This window comes from Mycobacterium sp. TH-M15, from assembly GCF_057473705.1.
Window position 1 is genome coordinate 1 of the sequence record NZ_JBYCLB010000635.1, and the last position, 4,422, is coordinate 4,422.

The 4,422-nt window shown below is 69.1% G+C and carries 6 protein-coding genes; 2 read left to right on the plus strand and 4 right to left on the minus strand.

All coding sequences use genetic code 11. From position 1 onward, the window contains the following. Together AC2VNT_RS15515 and AC2VNT_RS15520 are read left to right on the plus strand one after the other, a co-directional pair. Positions 1 to 328, plus strand: a 328-nt coding sequence (locus tag AC2VNT_RS15515) for a hypothetical protein (RefSeq protein ID WP_486947703.1), incomplete at its 5' end; no start/stop codon positions are given. Between the two features lie 110 nt (positions 329 to 438). Further along, positions 439 to 720: a type I restriction-modification enzyme R subunit C-terminal domain-containing protein gene (locus AC2VNT_RS15520; protein WP_486947704.1), complete on the plus strand. Its 282-nt coding sequence runs from the start codon at positions 439 to 441 to the stop codon at positions 718 to 720. A 29-nt stretch (positions 721 to 749) separates the two neighbouring features. On the opposite strand, the gene prcA is transcribed toward AC2VNT_RS15520, so the two are convergent. From prcA to dop, 4 genes are all read right to left on the minus strand, one after another. Continuing rightward, positions 750 to 1,502 carry a proteasome subunit alpha gene (prcA, locus tag AC2VNT_RS15525; RefSeq protein ID WP_486947705.1) on the minus strand — a complete coding sequence of 251 codons (753 nt, stop codon included), beginning with the start codon at positions 1,500 to 1,502 and terminating at the stop codon, positions 750 to 752. Further along, positions 1,499 to 2,398 (minus strand): proteasome subunit beta, encoded by a 900-nt coding sequence (prcB, locus tag AC2VNT_RS15530; protein WP_486947706.1) that lies wholly within the window; start codon positions 2,396 to 2,398, stop codon positions 1,499 to 1,501. Before prcB ends, prcA begins: the two co-directional genes overlap by 4 nt. After that, positions 2,395 to 2,589: a ubiquitin-like protein Pup gene (locus tag AC2VNT_RS15535; protein WP_486947708.1), complete on the minus strand. Its 195-nt coding sequence runs from the start codon at positions 2,587 to 2,589 to the stop codon at positions 2,395 to 2,397. The genes prcB and AC2VNT_RS15535 overlap by 4 nt, the downstream gene beginning before the upstream one ends. Positions 2,590 to 2,676: 87 nt before the next feature. Further along, positions 2,677 to 4,185, minus strand: coding sequence for a depupylase/deamidase Dop (dop, locus tag AC2VNT_RS15540; RefSeq protein WP_486947707.1), 1,509 nt, complete (start codon positions 4,183 to 4,185; stop codon positions 2,677 to 2,679). Between the last annotated feature and the right edge of the window lie 237 nt (positions 4,186 to 4,422).

The window sequence follows — 4,422 nt, forward strand, 5'->3', positions numbered from 1 at the left end:
GTGGCACGTCGCCGAGCGCACCCCGGCTGCCTCCAACGACCGTTGCGTGTACCAGGCCGGGTTGCTGTACCTGGCCGCGGTGGCCGCCGGGATCACCGAGGACCACGAGACGATCGTCGCGAACCTGCTCGACGCGTTGGGGTGGATGTGCGGCGACGGCTCCCCGATCACGGCGGGGTCGGCCGCCGCGGCGGCGGCCGATGTCAAGTACACGTTGCGCTCGATGGGCCTGTTGTGTCGTGACGGATCCGGCCTGGACCGCCGGGAACGACCGACCAGGAGTGCAATCGAGTTCGCCCGCGCCGCCCTCACCGCCTGGCCGCGGTAGCACGATCGTCGAGACCGGACGCGGTTGTCACACCCTTCCCGTAACGTGTTCGGGCTGCCCAACGAGCAGCGGCAGCTATGCCATGATCAGCGCGACGGGAGGAGGCCTCCGTGAGCGGCAACTTCGGGTTCCTACAGGCCCAGTGGCCCCAGCTGTACGCCGCGTTCGCCCGGTTCCTCGATGGGAAGTTCGCCACCGCCAATCAAATCCAGTTCGTCCAGCTGGTCATCGACCGATTCACCGCCGATGGCACCGTCGCACCGGAGATGCTCTTCGAGCCGCCGTTCACTGACAACGCGCCGATCGGGATCAGCTCGGTGTTCGATGACGATCAGGCTAACGACATCGTCGCGATCATCAACCAGCTCAACGACTCTGCAGACGCCGGCTGAGCTCCGGATCAACCGGTAGCCACGCCTCTTCAGTCCGTCTTATCGTCCGGCTCAGCCTGATCGGCCGCCGAATCCCCGCCGGGCAGCATCTCTTCCAGCACGGCGCGGGTGATCCGGCGGAACGCCCGCCGCGGCCGGTTGGCGTCCAGGATCGCCACCTCCAGGGTCTCCGGACCCAGATCGCGCGACTCCGACCCGTTCCCGCTGTCGGTCTTCGTCAGCGCGTCCACCGCGATGTGCAGCGCGTCGGCCAGCTCGGCATTCTCTGTATAGGACTCCTTGAGCGCGTTGGCGATCGGCTCGGTGGTGCCGCCCATCACCACGAAATGCGGCTCGTCACTGATCGACCCGTCGAAGGTGATCCGGTACAGCTCCGGAGGTTTCGGCTGATCCTGATAGGCGACACCGGCCACACACAGCTCGACCTCGTAGGGCTTGGCCTGCTCGGTGAAGATCGAACCCAGCGTCTGCGCGTAGACGTTGGCCAGCTGCCGCGCGGTGACGTCCCGCCGGTCGTAGGCATACCCGCGGGTGTCGGCGAACTGAATGCCGCCACGGCGCAGGTTCTCGAATTCGTTGAGCCGACCGGCGGCGGCGAACCCGACCCGGTCGTAGAGTTCGCTGATCTTCTGCAGTGAGCGCGACGGGTTTTCGGCGACGAACAGCACGCCGTCGGCGTAGGCCAGCGCGACCACGCTGCGGCCCCGGGCGATCCCCTTGCGCGCCAGGTCGCTGCGTTCGCGCATCGCCTGTTCGGGCGAGATGAAATACGGGAAGCTCACTTCTTGCTCCGAGTCTTCGTCGAGGCGGACTTTCCGGAATCGTCTGTGCGGGTGCGGCTTTGGATGATCTTGCGGGCGAGCTCGGCGATCCGCTGTTCGGGCACGTCGACGGCGCCGTCGGCGCCGATGGTCACCGCGGTCGGGTAGATGCCGCGGGTCAGGTCCGGGCCGCCGGTCGCCGAGTCGTCGTCGGCGGCGTCGTAGAGCCCCTCGACCGCCACCCGCAGCGCCGAATCTGCGTCGGTCACCTGCGCATAGAGCTTCTTCATCGACGACTTGGCGAATATCGATCCGGAGCCCACCGCCTGGTAGCCCTCCTCCTCGACGTGCCAGCCGCCGGCCGCGTCGAAGGAGACGATCCGGCCGGCGGTCTGCGGGTCGGTCTCGTCGATGTCGTAGCCGACCAGCAGCGGCAGCGCCAGCAGGCCCTGCATGGCCGCACCCAGGTTGCCGCGCACCATGATCGCCAGCCGGTTCACCTTGCCGGCGAACGTCAACGGCACCCCTTCCAGCTTCTCGTAGTGCTCCAGCTCGACGGCGTAGAGCCGGGCGAACTCGACGGCGATCGCGGCGGTGCCGGCGATCCCGGTGGCCGTGTAGTCGTCGGTGATGTACACCTTCTGCACGTCGCGCCCGGCGATCATGTTGCCCTGGGTCGAGCGCCGGTCACCGGCCATCACCACCCCGCCTGGGTACTTCAGCGCCACGATGGTGGTCCCGTGCGGCAGCTGGACCGCGCCGTCCCTCGTGTCGACGCCGCCGGCGGCACCCACCGGGAGCAGCTCCGGCGCCCGACGACGCAGCAGGTCGGAGAACGACGACAGGTCCACCGGGTGGGCCGGCAGGCCGGGGGTTGCGGAGTTAGCGGGGAGCCGATCGGAGAAAGGCCAGCTCACTGGCCGCCCTTTTGGACGTAGGCGCGGACGAAGTCCTCGGCGTTCTCCTCGAGAACGTCGTCGATCTCGTCAAGCAGGTCGTCGGTCTCCCCCGCCAGCTTCTCGCGGCGCTCCTGGCCGGCGGCCGTGCTGGCCGTGGCGTCGTCGTCTTCCCCGCCGCCACCGCCGCGCTTGGTCTGCTCCTGCGCCATCGCTGCCTCCTGCATCGTCATCGGCTGGCGCATCGCGCGCTCACCGGTTTCTCCACCCTACCGCCGGTCCCGGTCAGGCACCGGACGTCAGGTCGTCAGTTGGCCGACCAGTTCGGCCGCGCTGTCCACCGAGTCCAGCAGCGCTCCGACGTGCGCTTTGCTGCCCCGCAGCGGTTCCAGCATCGGGATTCGCACCAGCGACTCGCCGCCGAGGTCGAAAATCACCGAGTCCCAGCTGGCCGCCGCGATATCGGCCCCGAACCGGCGCAGACACTCGCCGCGGAAGTAGGCCCGGGTGTCGGTCGGCGGGTTGTCCACCGCGGCCAGCACCTGCTGCTCGGTGATCAGCCGCTGCATCGAGCCGCGGGCCACCAGCCGGTTGTACAGGCCCTTCTCCAGCCGCACATCCGAGTACTGCAAGTCCACCAGGTGCAGCCGGGGCGCCGACCAGGTCAGGTTCTCCCGGTGCCGGAACCCGTCGAGCAGCCGCAGTTTGGCCGGCCAGTCCAGCAGGTCGGCGCACTCCATCGGGTCGCGCTCCAACAGGTCGAGCACGCCTGCCCAGGTCTCCACGACGTGGCTGGCTCGCGGGTCCGGGTCGCGGCCGTCCACCAGTTTGGCCACCCGGTCGAGGTAGATCCGTTGCAGCGCAAGGCCGGTCAGCTCGCGGCCGTCGGCCAGCGCGACGGTGGCCCGCAGTGACGGGTCGCGGCTGATCACGTGCACGGCACGCACCGGGCGGGCCAGGGTGAGGTCGCTCAGGTCGATCCCGTGCTCCGGGCCCTCCTCGATCAGGTCCAGCACCAGCGCGGTGGCGCCCAGCTTGAGGTAGGTCGACGTCTCGGCGAGGTTGGCGTCGCCGATGATCACGTGCAGCCGGCGGTACTTGTCGGCGTCGGCGTGCGGCTCGTCGCGGGTGTTGATGATCCCGCGTTTGAGGGTCGTCTCCAGGCCCACCTCGACCTCGATGTAGTCGGCGCGCTGGGACAGCTGGAAGCCCGGCTCGTCGCCGGCCGAACCGATCCCGACTCGCCCGGAGCCGGTGACCACCTGACGGGAGACCAGGAACGGGGTCAGGCCGGCGATGATCGCCGAGAACGGGGTGTGCCGGCTCATCAGGTAGTTCTCGTGGGTTCCGTAGGAGGCGCCCTTGCCGTCGACGTTGTTCTTGTACAGCTGCAGCTTCGCCGCGCCCGGAACGCTGGCGACGTGCCGGGCGGCCGCCTCCATCACCCGTTCGCCGGCTTTGTCCCAGATCACCGCGTCGAGCGGGTCGGTGACCTCCGGCGCGGAGTACTCGGGGTGGGCGTGGTCGACGTAGAGCCGGGCCCCGTTGGTCAGGATCATGTTGGCCGCACCGACTTCGTCGGCGTCGATGATCGGCGCCGGGCCGGTGGAACGGCTCAGGTCGAAGCCGCGGGCGTCGCGCAGCGGCGACTCCACCTCGTAGTCCCAGCGGGTGCGTTTGGCGCGCGGGATACCGGCGGCGGCGGCGTAGGCGAGCACCGCCTGCGTCGAGGTGAGGATCGGGTTGGCGGTCGGGTCGGACGGCGACGCGATCCCGTACTCGACCTCGGTGCCGATGATCCGTTGCATGGCGTCCAGCCTATGTGACATGTGTTGTTCACCGGCCGGGCGGTGCGGGACCGCTGCCCGGCGTACCGAGGTCAGGGGTCTTCGCCGTTGAGCAATTCCTCTGGGTGGTGGATGCGGTTGATGCGGGGCGGGCCGGTGCCGCCGGACCAGGCGAGGCGCCCTTGGTCGGTGACGACGGTGGTTTGTTCACCGCGGGTGACGGCACCGTGGTCGGTGCCGCATCCGAAGTACAGTTTG

Excerpts from the sequence above, each read along its gene's own strand:
- AC2VNT_RS15535 (WP_486947708.1), bottom strand. The coding sequence starts at position 2,589 with ATGGCGCAGGAGCAGACCAAGCGCGGCGGTGGCGGCGGGGAAGACGAC.
- dop (WP_486947707.1), bottom strand. The coding sequence starts at position 4,185 with ATGCAACGGATCATCGGCACCGAGGTCGAGTACGGGATCGCGTCGCCG.